The sequence below is a fragment of the Microbacterium sp. 01T413_2 genome (assembly GCF_056398985.1).
The window spans coordinates 51,551-71,182 of the sequence record NZ_JBFTQL010000016.1; the positions used below are offsets into that span (position 1 = coordinate 51,551).

At 70.7% G+C, this 19,632-nt stretch carries 16 protein-coding genes and 1 tRNA gene; 15 read left to right on the top strand and 2 right to left on the bottom strand.

Annotated elements, in window-relative coordinates:
• The first annotated feature begins 1 nt into the window (after nucleotide 1).
• Nucleotides 2-676 (top strand): hypothetical protein, encoded by a 675-nt coding sequence (locus AC1DMN_RS10185; protein ID WP_441976820.1) that lies wholly within the window; start codon nucleotides 2-4, stop codon nucleotides 674-676.
• A gap of 229 nt (nucleotides 677-905) precedes the next feature.
• Entirely contained in the window at nucleotides 906-1,316 is a 411-nt protein-coding gene (locus AC1DMN_RS10190; protein ID WP_477231153.1) for an SseB family protein, read from the top strand.
• A gap of 67 nt (nucleotides 1,317-1,383) precedes the next feature.
• Here AC1DMN_RS10190 and radA read toward each other — a convergent pair whose 3' ends face one another.
• The gene (radA, locus tag AC1DMN_RS10195; RefSeq protein ID WP_477231154.1) at nucleotides 1,384-2,751 is read right to left on the bottom strand and encodes a DNA repair protein RadA; all 1,368 of its coding nucleotides are present in this window, start codon (nucleotides 2,749-2,751) and stop codon (nucleotides 1,384-1,386) included.
• Nucleotides 2,752-2,868: 117 nt separating this feature from the next.
• On the opposite strand from radA, the gene AC1DMN_RS10200 reads away from it, so the two are divergent.
• The 7 genes from AC1DMN_RS10200 (at nucleotide 2,869) to cydD (ending at nucleotide 12,266) form a co-directional block, all read left to right on the top strand.
• Nucleotides 2,869-4,101, top strand: coding sequence for a molybdopterin molybdotransferase MoeA (locus AC1DMN_RS10200; protein WP_477231155.1), 1,233 nt, complete (start codon nucleotides 2,869-2,871; stop codon nucleotides 4,099-4,101).
• 5 nt (nucleotides 4,102-4,106) lie between these two features.
• Nucleotides 4,107-4,880 (top strand): molybdenum cofactor guanylyltransferase, encoded by a 774-nt coding sequence (mobA, locus tag AC1DMN_RS10205; RefSeq protein ID WP_477231156.1) that lies wholly within the window; start codon nucleotides 4,107-4,109, stop codon nucleotides 4,878-4,880.
• Nucleotides 4,880-5,152, top strand: a complete 273-nt coding sequence (locus tag AC1DMN_RS10210) for a DUF6457 domain-containing protein (protein WP_440734134.1) — start codon at nucleotides 4,880-4,882, stop codon at nucleotides 5,150-5,152. The genes mobA and AC1DMN_RS10210 overlap by 1 nt, the downstream gene beginning before the upstream one ends.
• Nucleotides 5,153-5,302: 150 nt before the next feature.
• A complete protein-coding gene (locus tag AC1DMN_RS10215) occupies nucleotides 5,303-6,043 on the top strand; it encodes a helix-turn-helix transcriptional regulator (RefSeq protein WP_477231157.1) in 741 nt (246 codons plus the stop codon).
• Nucleotides 6,030-7,442 (top strand): cytochrome ubiquinol oxidase subunit I, encoded by a 1,413-nt coding sequence (locus AC1DMN_RS10220; RefSeq protein WP_477231158.1) that lies wholly within the window; start codon nucleotides 6,030-6,032, stop codon nucleotides 7,440-7,442. The genes AC1DMN_RS10215 and AC1DMN_RS10220 overlap by 14 nt, the downstream gene beginning before the upstream one ends.
• Nucleotides 7,443-7,456: 14 nt before the next feature.
• Nucleotides 7,457-8,488, top strand: a complete 1,032-nt coding sequence (gene cydB, locus AC1DMN_RS10225) for a cytochrome d ubiquinol oxidase subunit II (RefSeq protein WP_477231159.1) — start codon at nucleotides 7,457-7,459, stop codon at nucleotides 8,486-8,488.
• 139 nt (nucleotides 8,489-8,627) lie between these two features.
• Nucleotides 8,628-12,266, top strand: coding sequence for a thiol reductant ABC exporter subunit CydD (cydD, locus tag AC1DMN_RS10230; RefSeq protein ID WP_477384194.1), 3,639 nt, complete (start codon nucleotides 8,628-8,630; stop codon nucleotides 12,264-12,266).
• A gap of 55 nt (nucleotides 12,267-12,321) precedes the next feature.
• Here the strand turns inward: cydD and AC1DMN_RS10235 are convergent, their stop codons facing one another.
• Nucleotides 12,322-12,693 (bottom strand): DUF4406 domain-containing protein, encoded by a 372-nt coding sequence (locus AC1DMN_RS10235; protein WP_441976813.1) that lies wholly within the window; start codon nucleotides 12,691-12,693, stop codon nucleotides 12,322-12,324.
• A gap of 47 nt (nucleotides 12,694-12,740) precedes the next feature.
• Here AC1DMN_RS10235 and AC1DMN_RS10240 point away from each other — a divergent pair, with 47 nt between their 5' ends.
• The 6 genes from AC1DMN_RS10240 (at nucleotide 12,741) to AC1DMN_RS10265 (ending at nucleotide 19,497) form a co-directional block, all read left to right on the top strand.
• Entirely contained in the window at nucleotides 12,741-13,496 is a 756-nt protein-coding gene (locus tag AC1DMN_RS10240) for a DeoR/GlpR family DNA-binding transcription regulator (RefSeq protein ID WP_477231160.1), read from the top strand.
• Between the two features lie 123 nt (nucleotides 13,497-13,619).
• Nucleotides 13,620-14,672: a hypothetical protein gene (locus AC1DMN_RS10245; RefSeq protein WP_477231161.1), complete on the top strand. Its 1,053-nt coding sequence runs from the start codon at nucleotides 13,620-13,622 to the stop codon at nucleotides 14,670-14,672.
• 78 nt (nucleotides 14,673-14,750) lie between these two features.
• Nucleotides 14,751-14,841: transfer RNA gene (locus tag AC1DMN_RS10250), tRNA-Ser, on the top strand.
• A gap of 82 nt (nucleotides 14,842-14,923) precedes the next feature.
• Complete coding sequence (locus AC1DMN_RS10255) at nucleotides 14,924-15,622, top strand: alpha/beta fold hydrolase (protein ID WP_477231162.1); 699 nt, start codon at nucleotides 14,924-14,926, stop codon at nucleotides 15,620-15,622.
• A gap of 197 nt (nucleotides 15,623-15,819) precedes the next feature.
• The gene (locus AC1DMN_RS10260; RefSeq protein ID WP_477231163.1) at nucleotides 15,820-16,320 is read left to right on the top strand and encodes a hypothetical protein; all 501 of its coding nucleotides are present in this window, start codon (nucleotides 15,820-15,822) and stop codon (nucleotides 16,318-16,320) included.
• A 321-nt stretch (nucleotides 16,321-16,641) separates the two neighbouring features.
• Nucleotides 16,642-19,497, top strand: coding sequence for an immune inhibitor A domain-containing protein (locus tag AC1DMN_RS10265; protein WP_477231164.1), 2,856 nt, complete (start codon nucleotides 16,642-16,644; stop codon nucleotides 19,495-19,497).
• Nucleotides 19,498-19,632 lie beyond the last annotated feature (135 nt).

Below are 19,632 nucleotides of genomic sequence, written 5' to 3' on the forward strand. Positions count from 1 at the left end.
CATGAGCCCTCGCCAGTCCGCCGCCGTCTATCGTCGCCGGCGGATCGTGGTCCTCGGCATCATCATCGTGCTGCTCGCGCTGCTGATCGGGCTCGTCTGGGCGCTCGTGGCCCGCACGGGCGCGGATCCGGCTCCAGTCCCCACGAGGTCGTCCACACCGTCGCCGACGGCGTCCACCCCGCCCGCGTCACCGGATCCGAGCGCGGACGCGAGCCCCGACCCGTCCGCGACGACGCCCGCCCCGACCAGCACCGCCGATGCCGGCCCGGTGCCGTGCACCGCCGCCGAGGTGCAGGTGACGGCCGTGACCGACCACGACACCTACTCCGCCGACGAGAATCCGAAGCTGTCGATCTCGCTGACCAACAGCAGCACCAAGGACTGCACGATGAACGTCGGCACCACGACGCAGGCGTTCACCATCACGAGCGGTAACGACACGTGGTGGCGTTCCACGGACTGCCAGCAGACTCCGAGTGACGCGATCCAGACCATCAAGGCCGGCGCGACCATCACCAGCTCCACCCCGGTCACGTGGGATCGCACGCGCTCCAGCGTCGACACCTGCGAGGCGACGGACCGGCAGCGCGCTCCGGGCGGCGGAGCCGCGTACCGCCTGACGGTGTCGATCGGCGGGTTCCAGAGCACGAACCCGATGCAGTTCCTGCTCAACTGAACCTGGACGGAAAGTGGGAATATGTCGCCCGCGTCCAACCTTTGGGATACCATAGAGATCAAGTCTTCGAGATCTGACGGTTGCCATCCCCAGTGGCTTCGACAATCTCAAGCGTCCCCAGCGCATCGTCGTCCGTCGTCGAGGACTTTGAGGGCCTCTTCATTCATCTGTCCCCAAGCGATGAGAGAAGAGGTCCTCCTCTTTGTGCCGGAACTTCTAAGCTGGAACGATGGCCGTGAAGAAAGCGAAGAAGAAGGCACCCGCCGCGGCGGACTTCCGCTCCGAGGCTCTCGCGCAGGCGCTCGAGAAGCAGGACATGGCCGCAGTGGCGCTCGCATTGCGCAACGGCAACACGGTCGTGCCTCTCATCCGGCCGGGCGCGAGGGACAACCCCCGGGACAGCGGCGAGGTGTGGACCTACCGGGATCCGTCCACGGGTGACGTCGCGCTGCTGCTGTTCAGCGATGCGAAGAACAAGCCCGCGAATCTCCCACCCGGCGTCGGCATCTACTCGCCGGTGTGGCTGCGCTCGTTCCTCGCGACCCACCGCGACGTGATCACCACCGTGTTCCTCGACATCGCAGGCCCCCACCCCATGCAGGCGCCGCCCGAGGAGCTGCTGCGCGCGCTGGAGGCGTGATCGCTCTCAGAACAGGGGGCGATCCGTCAGAACGCTCGTGACCGCCCCTCAGAACGGGTGACGGCCGTCAGAATGCGGGGATCTCGTCGTCGAGGCGGCGCGGCGCCCGGTGCGCCTTGACGTCGCCGAGCGCCCCGCGCAGCGTCGCCGAGCGGTCGTCGATCACATGCGCATAACCGAGCCGGGCCGCCTCCGAGCGACGCTGGGACGCCTGGGTGACCGGGCGCACCTCGCCGGCCAGGCTCAGCTCGCCGACCGCCGCGAGCGTGCGCGGCACGGCGTTCTCCGTGAGGGATCCGGCCACCGCGATCGCGATCGCCAGGTCTGCTGCGGGCTCGATGAAGCGCACTCCGCCGACCGTGGAGACGTACACGTCCTTGTCGCTGGTCCTGATGCCGGCCCGGCGTTCGAGCACCGCGAGCACCATCGCCACGCGTGACGAATCGAGACCGTTCACGACGCGTCGGGGATTCGGGGCCTGCGTGGGGATGGTGAGAGCCTGCACCTCGACCGGCATCGCACGCCGCCCCTCCAGCGCGATCGCGACGCACGTGCCCGGCTCAGGGCGACCGCGGGAGAGGAACAGGCTCGACGGATCCGGCACCTCGGCGATCCCGGATCCGGTCATCTCGAAGCAGCCGACCTCGTCGGTCGGGCCGAACCGGTTCTTCAGCGCCCGGATGAACCGCAGTGAGGTCTGCCGGTCGCCCTCGAAGTGGCAGACGACGTCGACGAGGTGCTCGAGCACGCGGGGGCCGGCGACCGACCCGTCCTTGGTGACGTGCCCGACGATGACGATCGGGAGATCCCGCTCCTTCGCCACCCGGATGAGGGCCGACGCGACCTCGCGCACCTGCGCGGGCTGGCCCGCGGCGCCGTCGGACAGGGCGGAGGCGACGGTCTGCACCGAGTCGACGATCACGAGCTCGGGGGACACCTCGTCGATGTGGCCGAGGATCGTGCCGAGATCCGTCTCGGCCGCGAGATACAGCTCGTCGTGGAGGGCACCGGTGCGCTCGGCGCGCAGCCGGACCTGGGCCGTGGACTCCTCGCCGCTCGCGTAGAGCACCCGCCGGCCGGCGCGGGCGGCCGCGGCGGCCACCTCGAGCAGCAGCGTGGACTTGCCGACCCCGGGCTCGCCGCTCAGCAGGATCGCCGCCCCGGGCACGATGCCGCCGCCGAGCACGCGGTCGAACTCGGCGACCCCGCTCGAACGCCGAGGCGACTCCTGCGACGTGAGCGAGGTGATGGGGCGCGCTCGCCGAGCGGCCGCGGGGGTCGTGGCCTCGACCCGGCGCACGATGCCGGTCTGCGCGGCCTGCTCGGTCACGGTGCCCCACTGCTGGCATTCGCCGCACCGGCCCACCCACTTCGCGGTCGTCCAGCCGCACTCGGTGCAGACGTACGCGGGTGCGGTGGGTTTCCGGGAGGCCATGCAGCAAGGCTAGCCGGGGGTGCAGACAGTGCCCGCCGTCTCGAGCCGCCGCCCTCCCAGGGGCGGCACCGGTAGCCTCGAACCACACACCGACTCGATCGCCTTGAGGGAGCGCGCATGAGCCACGGCACCACCTTCCGCACGGTCGAGGAACAGCAGGAACGGGTGCTCGCCGCCGTGCGTCCCCGCCTTGCCGAGACGGTCGCCGTCGACCGGGCGGGCGGGTCCACGCTCGCCGTCGACGCCACGGCGGTGAACCCGGTGCCCGTGTTCGACAACTCCGCGATGGACGGCTTCGCCGTGCGCTTCGCCGATGTCGCGGGCGCCTCGGAGGACATGCCCGTCACGCTGCAGGTCACGGCGGATCTGCCGGCCGGGAGCCCCGAGGATCCGCCTCTCGCCCCGGGCTGCGCCGTGCGCATCATGACCGGATCCGCGCTGCCCACCGAGGCCGACACGATCGTGCCCTTCGAGGACACCGCCGGCGGGCTCGCGGACTCGCTGCAGACCGCCGTCGTGCAGCGCGCTCCGCGCGCGGAAGGCGCGCACGTGCGGCGAGCCGGGAGCGATGCTGCGGCGGGAGCGATGGTGCTGCCCGCCGGTACGCTGCTCGGGCCTCGCCAGCTGTCGGCGCTCGCGTCGGTCGGTATCGCCGAGGTGCAGGTCGCGCCGCGTCCGCGCGTGGCCGTGGTGTCGACCGGATCCGAGCTGGTGCCGCCTGGGACGCCGCTGCAGCGCGGGCAGATCCCCGAGTCGAATGGAGTGCTGCTGGCCGGTCTCGCCGCCCAGGCCGGGGCGGAGATCGTGCTGCGCGAGGTCGTCGGCGACGAGGGCGACGGGCCCGCCGAGGCGGCCGCCCGGGCCGCAGCGCTCGGCGCAGATGTCGTCATCTTCTCCGGCGGGGTGAGCGCTGGGGCGTACGAGGCCGTGCGACTGAGCATGGGCGAGGCGATGGAGTTCGTCGCCGTGGCGATGCAGCCCGGCAAGCCGCAGGCGTTCGGAGTGACCGCCGAGGGCATGCTGCTGTTCGGGCTGCCGGGCAACCCCGTCAGCGCCGCGGTGTCGTTCGAGACCTTCGTGCGCCCGGCGCTGTTGCGGTTGCAGGGTCGGGATGAGGTCCTCCGTCCTGTGCGGCGCATCCCGGCGGGCGCTGCCTGGCGCACTCCGCCGGGGCGGCGCCAGTACCTGCCCGCCGTGATCGTCGATGGCACGGTCGTGCCGGCGGCGCGCGGCGGGTCCGGCTCGCACCTCACCGTCGGTCTTGGCGGCGCGACGGCCTATGCCGTGGTGCCGGCCGAGGTGTCGGAGGTGGAGATCGGCGACCTCGTCGACGTGCTGGAGCTGGACTGAGCGCCATGTCGGCGCCCGGCTCCGACTCGACGCCCCTCGGTGCGGTCGTGCTCGTGGGCGGTCGCGCCCGGCGCATGGGCGGTGCGGCCAAGCACCTGCTCGAGCTCGGCGGTTCCACGCCGTGGGACCGCACGCTCGCCCCGCTGGCGGCGCACGGGATCTCTCCGATCATCGCGGTGGGGTCCGCGCCCGCCGACGGCCGGCTGGCGGATGCCGCGGCCGTGCCCGTCGTCACGTGGGTGCGCGAGGATCCGCCGTTCGGAGGCCCCGTCGCGGCGCTCGCCGCGGCACTGTCCCGCCCCGAGCTCGACGACGCAGCGGAGTTCCTGCTCCTCGCGGGAGATCTCGCGCACCCCGAGGCCGTCGTCGCCCGCCTGGCGGAAAAGAACCCCGTGGTCACGGACCCCGCCGAAACCGAGGCCGAAACCGAGGCTTCGCTGGTCGCGGATTGCGGTTCTGAGCCTCGCAGAGCCGCAATCTGCGACCAGCGAGCAGAAGGGCAGCGCGCGCACGTCCCGCGTCCGACCGACGCCGTCGTGTTCCGGGCCGGCGAGCACCCGCAGTGGCTCGCCGGGCGGTACCGCGTCGCCGCCGTGCGTGCCGCGCTCGCCGCGTTCGGCGGGGTGGATGGCGCCTCCTGCCGCGCCGTGCTCGGCGGTCTTCCGATCCGGTGGCTCGCGGACGAGGATGGGATCACGGCCGACATCGACACCCCCGCCGACCTCGAACGCGCTCGCGCCGACGCCGCCGGATCCGCCGCACGATCAGAGGAGCCCTGATGACCCCGAACGACCGCACCCTCCCGCCGGAGGCGCTCGACGAGTGGGCGGCCGAGCTGCGCGAGCGGTTCAACCTCGCCGAAGAGGACCTGCCGATCGCCCTGATCCTCGACCTCGCCCGTGACGTCGCGAACGGCGTCGCCCGCCCGGCCGCCCCGTTCAGCGCGTTCGTCGCCGGCCTCGTGGCCGGCCGCGCGGGCGGAAGCCCCGGTGACGTGCGCGCGGTGGTGGCTGCGATCTCCGAGCTCGCCCTCGCCCACCGCACTGACTGACCTCGGGCGACCCCGGGCCGGATCCGGTGGACTGAGCGCCGGAGCCGGATCCGGGATTCGTATGGTCCTGATCCGAACCTCCTATCGCGCGCGGCATTATTCACGGCCGAAGTCCCCATGTCCGGCCGGAGCCGATGCGAGTATGGAGCCATGGCCAGCGCCGGGCCCGTCTGCGGGCCGATCTCCAGCTATTCGCGCGTGCGGATCCTGCACCTGCTCTTTGAAGCAGGCACCTCGCAGGCGCGTCCGCATCGCACGATCGGCGAGCTGTGCGAGGCCACCGCGCTGCACCCCAACACCGTGCGTGAGCACCTGCAGCGCCTGATCGAGGGCGGCTACGTCGTGCCGACCACCGAGCACCGCACGACGCGCGGGCGCCCGCGCGTGCTCTACAGCGCGGTCACGGGCACGCCCGAGGCCTCCAGCCCGGTCGCCAAGCAGAAGGCCGACGACGCCGCACGCCGCGGTGACCTGCTGCGCCGCGTGCTGCAGACCGGCCCCTCCATGCTCGGCGAGCAGGCGGTGTATCAGCTCGACGCGCTCGTCGAGCACCTCGAGGAGAGCGGCTTCGAACCCGTCATCGACGAGGACAGCCTCACCGTCGAACTCACCCCGTGCCCGCACGCCGCCGCCCGGCCGGAGCACCGCCCGGTGCTCTGCCAGGTGCACCTCGGCCTCATGCAGGGCGTGCTCGCCCAGGCCGGCGGGCCGCTGACGGCGCGCTGCGTGCGCTCGGCGACGCGGCCGGAGGAGTGCACGGTCGAACTGGATCGCACCGGGCTCGGCCACCCTGATGCCGGGAATGCCGGGAACAGGTCGAGAGGCACGGCAGAATTCGACCTCAGAGCAGGATCCGCGAACACAGGAGGCCCCGCGCATGGATTGGCTTGATCCGCTCGTCCTGTCCCGTTGGCAGTTCGGACTGACGACCGTCTACCACTACCTGTTCGTGCCGCTCACGATCGGCATGGCCACCGTCACCGCGATCTTCCAGACCGCGTGGGTGCGCACCGGCAGGATCGAGTACCTGCACCTGACCCGGTTCTTCGCGAAGATCTTCCTCATCAACTTCGCCATGGGCGTGGTGACCGGGATCGTCCAGGAGTTCCAGTTCGGCATGAACTGGTCGGACTACTCCCGCTTCGTCGGTGACGTGTTCGGCGCCCCGCTCGCGTTCGAGGGACTGCTCGCGTTCTTCCTCGAGGCGACCTTCATCGGGCTGTGGATCTTCGGCTGGGACAAGCTGCCGAAGAAGGTGCACCTTGCCACCATCTGGGGCACAGCTCTCGGCACGATCCTCTCGGCGTACTTCATCATCGCCGCGAACGCGTTCATGCAGAACCCGGTCGGGTACACCTTCAACGAGGCCGCCAACCGCGCCGAGCTCACCGACTTCTGGGCGCTGCTGACCAATAAGGTCGCGCTCGCCGCGTTCCCGCACACGATCTTCGGCGCGTTCATGCTCGCCACCGGCGTCGTGATCTCGGTCTCCGCCTGGCACCTGTCCCGCGGGCAGCATGTCGACACCATGCGGAAGTCGCTCAAGTTCGGACTCTGGGGGATCCTCGTCGCCACGGCCGGAGTGCTCCTCTCCGGCGATCAGCTGGGACTCGCGATGGTGAGCACCCAGCCGATGAAGATGGCCGCGGCCGAGGCGATGTTCAATTCGAGCTGCGGAGCCGATGCCTCGTTCTCGCTGTTCTCGATCGGTACGCCCGATGGCACGGGCGAGATCTGGTCCCTGCGCGTGCCGTATCTGCTCGCGTTCCTGTCGACGCACGACCTGAACGGCTGCGTCGAGGGGATCAACGACCTGAACGCGCAGTACGCGCACGAGTTCGCCGCGACGGGGCTCACCGAGTTCAACCCGGTGCTGTGGATCACGTACTGGGCGTTCCGCTGGATGATCGGGCTCGGCATGCTGCACGCGTTCGTCGCGCTGGTGGGCCTGTGGATCACCCGCAAGAACGCCAAGCGCGAGCCCGCGCAGTGGATGTGGAAGATCGCGATCTACTCGTTCCCGCTGTCGCTGGGTGCGAACATCGTCGGCTGGGTCTTCACCGAGATGGGCCGGCAGCCCTGGATCGTGTTCAGCCTGATGACGACCAAGAACGGCGTCTCGCCCGGGGTGAGCGGCGTCGAAGTGCTCATCTCGCTCATCTCGTTCACCGCGATCTACGCCGCGCTCGCGGTCGTGGAGGTCGGACTCATCGTCCGCGCCGCCAAGAAGGGGCCCGACACCACCGAGAAGCACGACGAGGACGCTCCCGTCCCGTCGGTCGTGTACTGAGGAAGGAGACGGACATGGATCTCGCCACGCTCTGGTTCTGGATCGTCGCCCTGTTCTTCGTGGGCTACTTCGTGCTCGACGGCTTCGACTTCGGCGTCGGGATGTCGCTGCCCTTCCTCGGCAAAGACGGTGACGACGTCTCGCGTCGTCAGGTGATCAACACGATCGGCCCGGTCTGGGATCTCAACGAGACCTGGGTGATCGTCGCCGGCGCCTGCCTGTTCGCGTCGTTCCCCGAGTGGTACGCGTCCCTGTTCAGCGGCTTCTACCTGCCGCTGCTGCTGATCCTGCTGGCGCTCATCCTGCGCGGGGTGTCGTTCGAGTACCGGCACCAGCGCGATGATGTGCGCTGGAAGCGTCGCTTCGACACCATGATCGTGATCGGATCCGCTGTCCCCGCGCTGCTGTGGGGCGTCGCGTTCGGCAACATCGTGCAGGGCGTGGCGCTGGATGAGAAGCACGTCTTCCGCGGATCGGTGTTCGACCTGCTGAACCCGTACGGGCTGCTCGTGGGCGTCACCACGCTGCTGCTGTTCTTCCTGCACGGACTGTACTTCGTGGCGCTCAAGACCGACGGCGTCGTGCACGAGCGGGCCCGCCGCGTGGCGCGCCTGGCTGCGCTGCCGACAATCCTCGTCGCGGCCGGGACCGTGGTGTGGACGATCGTCATCGCGGCGGGTCGCCCGTCCCTGCTTTGGGCCGTGATCGCGCTCGGCGCCGTGGCCGCGGTGTTCCTCATCGTGTCGGTGGTCTTCTCGCTGCGGGGTCGTGACGGCTGGGCCTTCGCGGCCGGGGTCGTCACGATCCTCACCGCCGTGCTCATGCTGTTCTCCGCGCTGTTCCCGAACGTGCTGCCCTCCACGATCGACGCCGCGAACTCGCTCACGATCCAGAACGCGTCCAGCACGCCGTACACGCTGCAGATCATGAGCTGGACCGCGCTCGTGGCGATGCCGCTCGTCCTCGCCTACCAGGCGTGGACCTACTGGGTGTTCCGCAAGCGGGTGCGCCGGTCGACGATCGAGGCCGCCCCCGCGCACGCATGAGCCCCCTGTCGTCCCGGCGCCGACCCGCGACGTCGCCATTTGCAGGACACGGTGACGGGTGCGCGATCAGAAGTGCGGATCCGTCCTGCATCCGCGCTCGGGTGCTGCATCCGTCGCGCGTGTTCGCGGAGCGGATCCGATGAAGCCGATCGATCCGCGGCTGCTGCGGTGGGCGCCCGCCGCGCGGACCTACCTCGCGGTCTCGGCGGGCATCGCGCTCCTGCAGACCGCGGTCACGATCGCGTTCGCGGGGCTGCTCGCCGCGGGGATCACGGACGTGGCCGGCGGGCGCTCGCCTCTCGGCCACGTGCCGTGGCTCGCGCTCGTGGTGCTCGCGCGCGCGGTGCTGCTGTGGGTGTCGGAGGCGTGGGGCGCCCGCGCCGCCGCGCAGGCCGGGCGCGAACTGCGGGCGGCGCTGCTCGATGCGATCTCCCGGCGAGGGCCGGCCTGGCTCGGCACGCGCAACCGCGCCGCGCTCGCGGTGACAGCGGGGCACGGTCTCGACGCGCTGGATCCCTACTTCTCCCGGTACATCCCGCAGCTCGTGCTCACCGCGATCGCGACGCCGATCATCGTCGCCGTGATGTGGTGGCAGGACTGGCCGAGCGGTCTCGCGGCGCTCGTCACGCTGCCGCTCATCCCGCTGTTCCTCATCCTCATCGGCATCGCCACCCGCGGCGTGCAGCGCAGGCAGCTGCAGGTGCTGCACACACTCGCGGCGCGCTTCGCCGACACCGTGCAGGGCCTCGCCACGCTGCGCCTGTTCGGCCGGGAACGCCGCGCGGCGGCCCGGATGCGCGAGACCGCTGACCAGTACCGCCGCGAGACCATGCGCGTGCTGCGGTATTCGTTCCTTTCCGGCTTCGCGCTGGAGCTGCTGTCGTCGCTCGCGGTGGCGATCATCGCGGTGTCAGTGGGGCTGCGGCTGCTGGGCGGCGAGCTGAGCCTCGGTGTCGGACTGTTCGTGCTGCTGCTCGCGCCCGATGCGTTCCTGCCGCTGCGCCAGGTCGGCGTGCAGTTCCACGCGGCCGCCGAGGGCGTCGCCGCGACCGAGGACGTCTTCGAGGTGCTCGAGGCGGATCCGGCGGCCCCATCCGGCGTTCGAAGCGCGCACTTTGCTGCAGACCGGCCCGGAATACAGCCATCTGCGCGCTGTGAAACGGAAGCGGCGGTCCGGCTGGTCGTCGATGGGGTCGCGGTGCGGCACGGAGCGCACGTACTCGCGCCGGTCTCCTTCACCGCGGAGCCGGGCACCGTGACGCTCCTCGAAGGACGCAGCGGATCCGGCAAGTCGAGCCTGCTTGCGGCGCTGCGCGGCGCTGCGGCGTACGACGGGACCGTCGTTGTCGAGGCCGCGGCGGTGCACGACGGCGCGGGTGTGCTGGTGCGCGACGGCGGGTTCACGCTCGACGGCGCAGCGGATCCGGATCCGACCAGGTGGCTCGCCTGGGCCGGCCAGCGCCCCGGGCTCATCCGCGGCACGATCGCCGCGAACGTCGCGCTCGGCGACTCCGTCCCCGACCTCGCGCGCGCGCGGTCGGCGCTCGCCGACGCCGCGGCGTCGGACCTGGATCCGGTGCAGGAGCTCGGCGTGCAGGGCGCCGGACTCTCCGGTGGCCAGGCGCAACGCGTCGCCGTGGCCCGTGCGCTGTACCGGCTCGGATCCGGTGCGCGCGTGCTGGCCCTCGACGAGCCGTCGAGCGCCCTCGACGCCGTGACCGAGCAGCGGCTGTGGGCTGCGCTGCGTCGTGCCGCCGACGACGGGGCGACGGTGCTGCTGGTCTCGCACCGGGAGTCGGCCCGCGCCATCGCCGACCAGGTGGTGCGGATCGGCGACGACCCCGCGGCCGCACACGCCGGCTCGATCGACCCGGCTGATGCACCCGTCGCCGACTCCACCAATGCTCAGGTCGCACTTTCTGCTCTTCCGCACCCCCGGGAACAGCAGAAAGTGCGACCTGAGCAGGGTGGCGTGGCCACATCCGTCGACGGCGCGGCCGCATCCGGCACGGGCGCGCCCGCGGCGGCGGTGCCCGAGCCGGCAGCGCTCGAGGCGACCGCGCACGCCGCGGCCGCGTCGACAACGTCCGCGGCGGATCCGGATCCGATCCCGGATCTCCCGGCCTCCGTCGGGGGGATCCTCCGCCTCGCCATGCCCCGGACGCGACGGTTCCTGCCCGCGATCCTCGCCGGGATCGTGTCGGCCGCGGCCGCGGTCGGCCTGCTGCTCGTGAGCGGGTGGCTCATCGTCACCGCGTCGCTCGTCGACAACCTCGTGCCGCTCTCGGTCGCGATCGTCGGGGTGCGGTTCTTCGCCGTGACCCGCGCCGTCACCCGGTATCTGGAGCGCCTTACCGGGCACGACGCCGCGCTCGGCCGCCTCGCGGACCTGCGGGCGGCCGTCGTGCGCCGACTCACCCCGCTGGCCCCCGCGGGACTCGGATCCACCGACCGTGGCTCTGTGCTCGCCGCGCTCGTCGACGACGTGGAGAACCTGCAGAACCTGCCCCTGCGCGTCGTGCAGCCGCTGCTGACCGGAGGCGTCGTCGCTCTCGTCTCGATCGGCGTCCTCGCCGCCATCGCCCCCGCGGCGGCCCTCGCGCTCGCGGTCTGCCTGGTCATCGCCGTCGCGGGAGCGGTCGTGCTCGGCGGCATCGCCGGAGGCCGGGCCGAACGCGCGCTCAGCCGCGACAGGGCGGAGCTCGCCGCAGCCCTGGTCGACGAGCTCACCGCCCTCGACGTGCTCCAGGCCTACGGGGCTGAAGCCATCGCGCGCGATCGGATCCGCGCCGCCGACGACGCGCTGCGGCGCGCGACCACCCGGGCCGCGGTCGCGCAGGCGCTGTCCTCGGCGGTCGTGTCACTGGCGGCGGGCGCCGCCTCGATCTGGGCGCTCGCGGTTGCGGCGCCGGGGCAGCCCGGAGGCGCGGTCGACGCGCCCTGGTTCGCGGTCGCCGTGCTGCTGCCCATGGCGGTGTTCGACGTGTTCTCGGCCGTGCCGCAGGCCGCCTCGGCGTGGCGCGGTGTGCGTGCCGGTGCGGAGCGGATCCATGCGCTGCTGCCCGCGACGCTGCCCGCCGAGGTGCGCGGCGACGAGGGCGAGGGGCGCCTCGACAATGGTGCGCTGCGCCTGCGCGGCGTGACCGCGTCGTGGCCGGGTGCCGGGGCGTCGACCCTGCGCGACCTCGATCTCGATGTCGCGCCGGGGGAGCGCATCCTCGTCACCGGATCCAGCGGCGCCGGCAAATCCACGCTCGCCGCCGTGCTGGTCGGCTTCCTGCGCTTCGGCGGCTCGTATCGCATCGGTGGAGCGGACGCGGGCCGGGTAGCGGGCCCGGAGCTGCGCCGCCACGTCGGACTGTGCGAGCAGGATCCGATGCTCTTCGACGAGGACATCCGGCAGAACCTGCTGTTCGCCCGTGAGGCCGCGACCGATGCCGAGCTGATCGCCGTGCTCGACCGGGTCGGCCTCGGCGCCTGGGTGCGGGAACGCGGCGGGCTCGACGCGCGGGTGGGGGAGCGCGGCGCCCTCGTGTCCGGCGGGCAGGCGCAGCGCATCGCGCTGGCGCGGGAGATCCTGCGCGGATTCGGAGTGCTCGTGCTCGACGAGCCCACAGCCGGGGTGGATCCCGACGCATCCGATGCGCTGCTGCGCGACCTGCTGGGCGCCGCCGGATCCCAGACCGTCGTGCTCATCTCGCACGTGGAGCCGCCGGCCGGCACGATCGACCGTGCGGTCCGGCTCGACGCGGGACGGATCCTGCCCGTCGGCTCCTGAGCCTTCGGGGTCCGGCCGCCCCGCGCCGAGCGCGGAGAGCGCGGGAAGTGCGGGATCAGGCGGCGATCCCCGGGACCTCCTCGAGGCGGCGGTACACGGGGATCCCCCGACCCTCCGCGATCGCGACGTCCTGATCTGCTCCACGGGATTCGCCGGGCAGGCGCAGCACCGCATCGCAGTGCTGCAGCAGTCGCTCCGCGGTCGGATACATCACCTCGGCGGCGAGCGGGTCGCCCGGGCCGGTCGCGCCGGCACTGGACAGCACGGGGAGGGCGACCCACTCGCCGATCATCGGGATGTGCCCGGCGCGGAAGATCGGCCAGGCCGCCTCCTCGAGCCGGGCGAGGTTCTGCGCCATAAGGGCGGGGTCGCCGCCGGTGCCCGACGCGTAGGGACCGGCGATGAGAATCATGAGTGGCTTCGTCATATCGGGTACAATACAGCAGAAACGTGCATAAACATGAAGGAGTCGGAATGCTGGCTGCCGCGCGCAAGGAAATGCTGCTCGAGCGACTGCACCGTGACGGCAGGATCGTCGCGAAGGACGTCGCCGCCGAGCTGGGGTTGTCGGAGGACAGCATCCGCCGCGACCTGCGCGAGCTCGACGCGGCGGGCCTCGCCGTGCGGGTCTACGGCGGGGCGCTCCCGGCCTCGCCCGCTGTGGTCGACTACGGGCGGCGCGCCGTCGTGGCCCCCGACAGCAAGGCCCGGGTCGCGGCGACGGCCGCCACCCTCATCGGCCCGGGAATGACGGTGATCCTCGACGGTGGCACCACGACGCTCGCGATGGTCGCCGAGATCCCGACCGCGCTGCCGTGCACGATCATCACGCACAGTCCCACGATCGCCGCTGCGCTGCTCGACCATGCCGCGGACGTGTTCCTCATCGGCGGGCAGCTGTTCAAGCACTCCGCCGTGGCCTGCGGGGCGGCGGCCGTCGAAGCCGCGCAGCGGATCAGCGCCGATCTCTTCTTCCTCGGCGTCACCGGCGTGCATCCGACGGCGGGCCTCACCACGGGGGATGCGGACGAAGCGGCGATGAAGCGCGCCCTCGCCTCACGGGCCGCGGAGACGTACGTGCTGGCGAGTGAGGACAAGATCGGGACGGCGTCGCGGTACGGGGTGCTGTCGCTCGACGAGATCGCCGGCGTGGTGGCGGACGCGGATCCGGCGGATCCGACCCTCCGAGATCTCGCCGCCGCAGGGGTCCGGCTCATCGCAGCGGGCTGACGCGGTTACGGGTCCCTGAGGCGGGATCCGGGCAGGAGCAACTCGAGCGTCGCGGGAGGCTCCGGGCTGTGCGCAACGAAACCGTGCAGAACCGTCGATGGTGATCGTCCTACGCTTTCAGGCATGACGAACCCACGCGGAGCGCTGCTGGTCGGCAGCGTGAACTACGACGACGCCGAGACCACGATGCGCACCGCCGCCGGGATCCTCGGGCCGCAGCTTCGGCGCATTCCGGACGGCGAGGTCGGAATCCGGTTCCACTGGATCATGTTCCAGCCTGACGTGCTGGGCCAGGCGGAGGGCATCGAACGCGTGGGCGCCGAGCGGATCCCGTTCGGCGCGGGGCTCGACGCACGGCCGCTGCGCATCAGCGACGGTGTCGACGCGGCCGCGATCGTGCTGCCTCCGCTCGGCTATGCGGCTGCGGCGCTCGCTTCGTACGAAGTCTTCCGCCGACTGCGCGAGGAGGGCGCGATCGCCCAGGGCGTGCGCTTCCAGGTGTCGCTGCCCACGCCGCTCGCCGTGATCTCGTCCTTCTTCTCCGGCGAGGACCGGGTCGCGATCGAGCCGGTCTACACCACGGCGATCCGTCGCGAGCTCGCCGAGATCCTCGCCGCGATCCCGCATGACGATCTCGCGATCCAGTGGGACGTGGCCAGCGAGATGGGCATCATCGAGCGCGCCGCCGGTTACGGCAAGGTCATGGAGGCGTGGTGGCCCGGCGACCCGTTCGACGGGCTCGTCCAGCGGCTGGCAGCCCTCGTCGACGCCGTGCCGGCCGAGGTCGAGGCCGGCGTGCACCTCTGCTACGGCGACGCCGCCGAGAAGCACTTCTTCGAGCCCGCCGACGCGGCGAACCTGGTCCGCTACGCGAACGCCATCGCGGCGGCAGCCGGCCGCCCGCTCACCTGGCTGCATCTGCCGGTGCCGATCGAGCGTGACGACGACGCGTACTTCGCCCCGCTCGACGGGCTGGCCGTGGGGGAGAGTACCGAGCTGTACCTCGGCCTCGTGCACCGCGAGGACGGCGCCGAGGGTGCTCGGCGCCGCATCGCGGCGGCTGCCGCGTACGCCCCCTCGTTCGGGGTGGCGACCGAGTGCGGCATCGGCCGCGCCCCGGCGGGATCCACCGAGGGCATCCTGCGCACGCACGCCGAGGTCGCCGAGGGCTGGTGACGACTGGTGGGGCCGGAACGCGCTCGACCGGCTCCGCTCGATTCGCGCTCGATCCCGGTGTCGCGTATGCTTTTCCGCGGTGACGTGTCCGAGCGGCCGAAGGTGCAACTCTCGAAAAGTTGTGTAGGGTAACCCCCTACCGTGGGTTCAAATCCCACCGTCACCGCCAAGAAAACCCCCGAGAGATCGGGGGTTTTCGTCTACCCTGGGGGTGTCTGTTTTCCCGATGGAGGGCAGGAGGTGGCGCTCTGATGGCGACGTTCGTGCTGATCCATGGCGCCGGCGATGTCGGATGGCATTTCCATCTGGTCGCGGCGGAACTCCGCGCCAGAGGCCACGATGTCGTCGCGCCCGACCTGCCCGCCGATGACGAGTCCCTGAGGCTCACCGACTATGCCGACGCCGTGGTCGAAGCAGTGGGGGACCGCCGCGACCTGGTGGTCGTCGGCCACTCCTTCGGCGCCTTCACGGCGCCGCTGGTCGCCGAGCGCGTGCCCGTCGACGTGCTGGTGCTGCTCGCCGGCATGGTCCCGGCACCGGGGGAGCCGCCGGAGTGGTGGTGGGAAGACCTCGGGTACGAATCCGCCGTTGCGGAGCAGGCAGAACGCGACGGCGGGCTGACCGGGAGCGCCGATCCGTTCGCGGCCTTCTATCACGACGTTCCCCGGGAGCTGGCGGCCGAGGCCCTCAGCCGCGAACGGGCGCACCCATCGAGCACAGCGTTGGCCGAGCCATGGCCGATGGCGGCCTGGCCCGAGGTTCCCACCCGCTTCGTGCTGTGCCGGCAGGATCGCGTGCTGCCTCCGGACTTCCTCCGCGGGGTGGTCCGCGAACGTCTGGGCATCGAGCCGGAGGAGATCGACGGCAGTCACTGCGTCGCGTTGAGCCGGCCAGCCGCGCTCGCCGATGTGCTGGAGCGGTGCGCGATGAACCCCGCAGCGCCGTCCTGACGCAAGAAGATCCAGGAATCCAGCGGTCCCGGTGAACGTGCCGTGTCCTCGATATCTCGGTGCGGTCACGATCGCGCCGGATCCGCCGACCTGGTCCGAACCTATGCATCAGCTCGGAATAGGGTGGAAGGCAATCATGGCTGTCGCGCCCGTTCCGGACCGGCAGCCACATCTATGGAGAGACCGGAGAGCTCAACATGAACAAGGCAACCCTGACCCGCATCGGCGGCCTCGCCGCAGCGATCGCCCTCACCGCCACCATGACCGCCTGCTCGGGCGGCCAGAGTGTGGCCGACGCGTGCAAGATCGCCAACACGGAGATGACCAAGGCCACCTCGAGTGTCTCGAGCGACGTCAGCTCGGCCATGCAGAAGGCCACCACCGGTGAGAAGGTCGACTTCGCCGAGATCTTCGCCCCCGTGCAGAAGGGGCTCGAGGAGGCCGGCAAGAAGGTCACCAACGAGACCGTGAAGGCGCCGCTCACGGCCTTCGCGACCGAGTTCAACGGCTTCGTCAAGGTCTTCGACGGTTTCGAGATGCCCGACATGAAGAACATCGACGCCACCGACCCGGCCGCGATGGACAAGCTCAAGGAGGCGCAGACCAAGGTCGAGGAGATCTCCACCAAGGCCCAGGACGCCAGCGCCAAGCTCACCGAGCAGGGCAAGAAGCTGCAGGAGATCTGCAACAAGGGCTGATCGCTCCTTCCTGCGCACGCGGAACGCGACCGCGCAACGAGGGCGCCACCGGGGACATCCCGGGTGGCGCCCTTCGTGCGTCCGCGGCGTCCTCGTGCAGGAACTCCTCCGCTGCTCGGCCCGACCTTTCGCTGCCGGATCCTGCCCTCCGCAGGCATGTGACCTCGCCCCGGTATATCGGCGGAGGATCTTCCTCTTTTCAGGCGATTCTCTTCCCTTGCATAGGACTTTCACGGTAATCCTGGTTTTTGTGCGCCTGACCGGTGCACGACATCCGCATCGCCGCGGGAACCCCTGAGGCGACGCCTGGAGGGAGAAGCAATGTCAGAGAGAAGCGCTCGCACGCGACGACGTGTGACGGCGACGACGTCAGCGTTCGTGCTGGCGGCGGCCGGGGTGGCGACCTTCGGGGCCGGCCCCGCAGTCGCGGCGCCGTCGAGCACGCAGCCATCCAGCACGGTGACCTCTGCGAGCACCGGTTCCGCAGGGACCGATGCGAAGAGCGGCACCGCCGATCACTACATCAACTACGTGGCGCCCCGCGCCGAAGCGTTCACGGACGCGTCCGATGACGAGGCGGTCGCCGACACGAACGGCAACACGAGCGCCCGCAAGGCGATCGGCGCCGCGGCGTTCGAGCGCGCCAAGGAGAACGACCAGAAGCACGCGCAGGGCAACCCCGTGGCGGCCAAGCAGCTGGCGATCACCGAGGCGAAGGCCGTGAAGACCGGGAAGAGCCCGAAGAACCTGAAGCAGTCCAAGACCACGCAGCAGGCGAAGCTCCTCACGATCCTGGTCGAGTTCGACGGCACGGAGGACTTCTCGAACCTGCAGGTCCCGACGTCCTTCGGTGCGACCGACTGCAAGCCGGGCGATGTGCAGGGCCCGACCCTGCACAACAACATCCCGGACCCCGCCACCGCGGCGCAGCCCGACAACAACACGATGTGGATGCCCGACTTCTCGAGCGACTTTTACAACAAGATGCTCTTCTCGAAGCAGGGCGTCACCGAGCGCGTGCGCACCGACCTGACGGGTCTGGACGGCAAGCCCGGCTTCGACATCTCCGGCAACACCATGAAGAACATGTACGAGGAGATGTCCCGCGGCGCGTACACCCTCACCGGTGAGGCCACCGCGTGGGTGAAGGTGCCGCACTCCGAGGCGTACTACGGAGCCACGGTCTGCCACCTCAACCCCGAGACCGGCGCCTACGAGGCCGGCCCCATGCAGGACATGCAGGGCCACCCCGACAACCCGCTCGGCGCGGGCCAGCTGCCGATCGACGCCGTGGCGGCGCTCGCACAGTCCGACCCCTCCTTCCCGTGGTCCGACTACGACATCGAAGACCAGGGCGACCGCGACGGCGACGGCAACGTCAACGAGCCCGACGGCATCATCGACCACGTCGTGCTCGTGCACGCCGGTGAGGACAAGTCCGGCGGCGGCGGCAAGGAGGGCACCTACGCGATCTGGGCGCACTCGTCCGACGTCGCGGGCGGTGCCACCATCCCCGGAACCGACTTCAAGATCCAGAACTACATCGTGCAGCCGGAGAACTCCGGTGTCGGCGTGTTCGCGCACGAGTACGGCCACGACCTCGGCCTGCCCGACCTGTACGACACGTCGAACGCGGGCAACTCCGACATCGACTTCTGGGATCTGATGAGCTCCGGCTCGCACTCCGGCCCCATCTTCCAGTCGCAGCCGACCCACATGGGCATCTGGGACAAGTGGGTGCTCGGCTGGGCGGACCCGAAGGTCGTGAACCCGGGGGACGGCACGCAGACGATCAAGGTCGGCCAGACCTCGCGTCCGAAGAAGGGCACCGAGGACGGCATCAAGGTCAACCTGCCGGACAAGACCATCGTGCTCGCCGAACCGCACAGCGGATCCGAGATGTGGTACTCCAACGCCGACCAGAGCTGGGCGGACGCGACGCTGACCCGCTCGATCGACAACGTGCCCGCCGGTGCGACCTTCTCGATGTGGAACAACTACGTCATCGAGGAGGACTGGGACTACGGCTTCGTCGAGGTCTCGACCGACGGCGGATCCACCTGGTCCGAGCAGAAGGTCTACGACGAGTCCGGCGCCCTGGTGTCGACCGATGACGGCTACAGCGACCCCAACGGCCGCATGGCCGACTTCGGAGGCAAGAAGTACGGCCTGACCGGATCCAGCGATGGCTGGCGTCACGACCACGTCGACCTGTCGGTGTACGCGGGGCAGAACATCCAGATCCGTCTGCGGCAGGCGACCGACGCGGCGTTCCAGGAGCGCGGCTGGTTCTCAGACGACTTCGCCCTGACCGCCGGCGGCGCCGACGTCTGGACCGACGACGTCGAAACCGGCGACAACGGCTGGACCGCGGTCGACGGCACCTTCACCGACACCACCGGCGCAGGCTGGGCCCGCGACACCGGCACCCAGATCAAGGCGCAGTACTACCTGGTCGAGTGGCGCAACTTCGATGGCTTCGACAACGGCCTGAAGTACGGCTACACCACCGTGTACAGCGCCGACGGCTGGAAGGTCGAGAAGGTCCCGTACAACGCTCCGGGTGCGCTGATCTGGTACCGCGACACCACCTACGGCAGCTCGAACCAGGTCACCACCAACCTGACGAGCCTGCCGAGCTACGGCGCCAAGGGCGGCCTGCTGCTCGTGGACAGCCACTTCGACCCGCTGCGCCGCACGGGTGCGGAGGCTGCTCTGGATCCGTCGGTGCTGAAGAACATCTCCAGCCGTGCGCAGTCGTCCAACGCCGCGTTCGGGCTCACGCCGACCCTGCCGTTCAAGGACTGCCTGGTCGACGCGAACTACCAGAACGAGGCCTGCACCGACATCCCGGCGCAGCCCGCGGTGAGCACCTTCACCGATGACAAGGGCTGGGTGGCCGGCCTGGAGGTCCGCAACGGTCAGCTGTTCAACCGCATGCGTGACGCCTCGGTGGTCGTCCCGTCTGTCGGCAATGCGCCGTACAGCACGCGCGTCGTCAACCCCGACGGCACCCCCGCGACAGACCTCTACGGTCTGGACCTCGGGTTCACCACCCTCGGCACCGGCAACCCCGCCGATGCCGGCGTGGGCTACGGCACCGTGATCTCGGTGAAGAAGTCCATGCAGGACAACACCGCGGCACTCATCTCGGTGACCGCGCCCCGCAAGGGCTGATCCGAACCGGAGCGCCGGTCCCGAGTTGCTCGGGGCCGGCGCTTCGGCGTTGCGCGGCGCCGCCGCTCCGCGATGATCGCCCGACGGGAGTCCTGCGCAAGCGGCCACGCGACGACGTGAGGATCCCGTGAGCGC